This window comes from Ruminococcus sp. Marseille-P328, assembly GCF_964249465.1.
GTDB classification, from domain to species: Bacteria; Bacillota; Clostridia; order Lachnospirales; family Lachnospiraceae; genus Blautia_A; species Blautia_A faecis.
Map to the genome: position 1 here is coordinate 1 of NZ_CAXUBQ010000054.1, position 3277 is coordinate 3277.

Genomic DNA, 3277 nt, shown 5'->3' on the forward strand with positions numbered 1-3277 from the left:
CTCCAGTAGTTTTTCTATTGCCTCCTGTCTTGTTATTCGTTCCCTGTTGGCTTTTAATGCAACATATTCCTGTGCCATAACAACAACTCTCTGTGGTTCCGGCATTTTTCCTTTCTCTTTAAGTGCTGCTTTTCTCTGGACTTTTAACTGTTTCTTTTCATTTTTGCGAATGTAATACCTGACTGCTTCTTCCTTGGAACACTGATTGTCTTTTATATAATTGTAAATATCAGCTCTTTTAATTCCATATTGCCTGCATGTTGCGGATACCGATTCAATAGAATAATTGTCATCAAAAAATTTTTTCTCCTTACAGGGTGATCTAAGAGAAAGAAATCCAGTGCATCTTGTAACGAGCTATTCAGCGAAACGCTTTTTTGTCTGACCTTGTTTGGCTCCAGATTAAATTCACGACAGCACTCTGTAAACATTGCATATTCTTTTTCTCTATAGAAAAACGGGGACGGATTACTATATTTTCTTTCTTCCGCTTTTTTTATGCAATGGGTCAATGCAACAGCCTTAGATTTTCCAGTTTCCGCTATATATTTTCGTACTGTCGATACTGGTATACCCATTTTTTCACAACATTTTGCAAAGGAAGGATAAGTTTTTCCCCTATACTTGAATTTTATCTTTTGGGCATGCTTGATTGCTTTTTCTAATGCTTCTTGAATAGTATCACCGTAATCATATTGATAATGACGTACATTGTCCTTTTCCAACCCATAAAACTCACAGCAATTATCCAGGTTCTTCCACTTTCGATTACGAAAAACAAATTGGCTCTTTTCACGTATTTCTTTGAAATGATCAAGTGCCTTTCTGAATGTACACTTCTGAATGCGTCTATACCCTAAAACAGAGCCATACTCAAAACCAAGCTTCTCACAACAATTTCTTTTGCTTAAATATAAGATGCCATCATATTCAAAATAAAACCTTTCGAAATATTTGGATCTCCGCCTCGGTTTATGCATAATATCATCTTCCTTTCACCATATGGAATTGGTACAGCACAGGATTCCCCCTTTCGTATAGAAAATTTGGATATTGGCATTTTGAAATAACAAAAAGCGCCCCAAAATCAAAAATTCCTTGATTTTGGGTGCTCTATTCACGCATACATTATTTTTAATCTCAAACAAAATCGAGATAAGAATTACTGCAGTACCTGCTGCCAAATGCTATTTTTATTATATCATCCTGCAATTTTGTGTCAATTCCATCACAGTCTCAAATGTGTAGTATTTAGTTATCATAAAAATTTAATGAATCTTTTTTTTCGCGTAATACCTTATTCCGAACGCCATCAGCATTCTCCAGACCGTAGATTGATACCTCATATGCAGTCCGCTTCTGAGTTTCATTCCATGCAATTTTTTTATGTATTCTCTGCTCTATATTCTACCCCAGATAAGCAAATTACAGTTCACCGTCAGAGAGGCCGCATAGAATAACCATTTCACCATTCCTTATTAAAAATATCCTCACGGTTCCTTTTTATAATTTCCTCACAAATATCAATTGAAATCTTGCTTTGCAAAAATCTCTTTCCTTTTGTGACCGTAACTACAGGCTCACCCGCAAAAAATGTATCGTCTTTTCGAATTGTAGATACCTTTATATCGTAGTAGATATTCCCTGTCTTTTTGGAAAGCGTTCTTCCACGCAGCGTACAGTAATCTCCTGGTTCACAACTGCACTTCATTGGATCATACTTCAGGCTCCATTCCTGCTTCTCGTAGTTATAAGACATATCCATCTTACAGCTCCGATTTTTATGTTCTTCTTTAAATTTTTGAAACAATTCTTCCTTTTTCCGGTTTGCCTGTTCTTTCAGATATTCTGCACTTTTTTCATAACAATAATCCGATACCATGTGGCAGGCACAGAAATCATCTCCCCTTAATAATGGATGATTCTGTTCACTTTTTTTCTTATGCCACAGGCATCGGAGTACAACATTATCATTTTCAAAGCAAAACGTCTCATCCATATAGCCTATGTCATTTATACAATTTTCCCATTTTATGTATAAGCCACAGCCAGACATAAACGCTTTCTTTTCAAGATAATCTTCGTTATATATAAAAACACCATACAAATTTTCAAGCGGTGACTTTCCTAACCTTACACTTCCGATTCGAACATAAGACCGCGAAATCCTGGTTCAGGATCATCTTCTTTTTTATATACTGTAATTTTCCTGGTATATCTGCTATGTAATACAGCTTATCCGTCAAAAAATCTTCTTCTGGAGTTGCTGTCGCGTCTGCTATCACGACTGTACGATATTTGTTGCCTTTGTTTTAGTCCTTCTGTAATCATTTCAAGATTCATGAGTTTATGACTCCTTTCTTTTTTTATGATTACAGAATAACAAAGTGTAGCATTTTTGCTTGTATTATGCCGAGATAAATTTAAAGAAATCCCATATTTACGCAGATAATCAGCGTTAACTCGTCATAACGTTTATCTCGTCATAAGGTGGTCCACTTTCGGTTGTATGTTCTAATGTTTATCTTGATAAGTTAGATAAAGAACTGGAGCAAAGAGGACTTCGTTTCACAAGGTATGCCGATGATGTGCTGATATTCACCAAAAGTGAGATGGCAGCCAATCGAGTAATGAAATCCATTTGTAGCTGGTTAGAAAGAAAGCTATTCCTGAAAGTAAATGCTACGAAAACGAAAGTGGTAAGACCGACAAGAAGTAAATATCTTGGATTTACATTCCTAAAGAATGGTTCGGAATGGAAAGTCAGACCGACCAATGAAAAGAAAAAGAAGTTGAAAAAGAAGCTAAGCGAATATCTGAAAAGAGGAAAAGCGGTAGCAAGACCACTTGCAGTTACAATTAAAAGAGTAAACGAGATTGTACGAGGGTGGATAAATTATTTCAGAATAGGAATGATGAAGCTGTTTATAGAAGAACTTGGGGAATGGCTGAGACACAAAATGCGAGTGATTGTAATGAAACAGTGGAAAAAGCCAAAAACCATCTATAGAAATTTAAGTTATCTAAACTGGAAAAATAAGACTGGATGTAATCAGGAAGAAATTTTTAAAGTTGCGAACTCAAGACTTGGATGGTACAGAAGATGTGGAATGAGCGTAGTAAATTTCATTATCAGTAAAGATTTACTTGAAAATAGGATAAAAGACGGAGCTAATTTGCTCAATCCCTTATCCTACTACGGGAGCATCCCAAAGTTTGTGTAAACCTCCAAACTGATGTAAGATAAAATTACTCAGTTTGGAGGTTATTTTTATGG

The 3277-nt window shown here is 35.7% G+C and carries 3 protein-coding genes and 1 pseudogene; 2 read left to right on the forward strand and 2 right to left on the reverse strand.

Features of this window, described 5'->3' with window-relative positions; genetic code table 11:
• Positions 1-212: 212 nt before the first annotated feature.
• A complete protein-coding gene (locus ACESTK_RS20320; RefSeq protein WP_373120618.1) occupies positions 213-980 on the reverse strand; it encodes a hypothetical protein in 768 nt (255 codons plus the stop codon).
• 485 nt (positions 981-1465) lie between these two features.
• Positions 1466-1999, reverse strand: a complete 534-nt coding sequence (locus ACESTK_RS20325; RefSeq protein WP_373120620.1) for a hypothetical protein — start codon at positions 1997-1999, stop codon at positions 1466-1468.
• A gap of 502 nt (positions 2000-2501) precedes the next feature.
• Here ACESTK_RS20325 and ACESTK_RS20330 point away from each other — a divergent pair.
• A pseudogene (locus ACESTK_RS20330) lies at positions 2502-2726 on the forward strand (reverse transcriptase domain-containing protein); the annotation flags it as partial.
• 66 nt (positions 2727-2792) lie between these two features.
• Positions 2793-3224 carry a group II intron maturase-specific domain-containing protein gene (locus ACESTK_RS20335; protein WP_373120621.1) on the forward strand — a complete coding sequence of 144 codons (432 nt, stop codon included), beginning with the start codon at positions 2793-2795 and terminating at the stop codon, positions 3222-3224.
• The last annotated feature ends 53 nt before the right edge of the window (positions 3225-3277 follow it).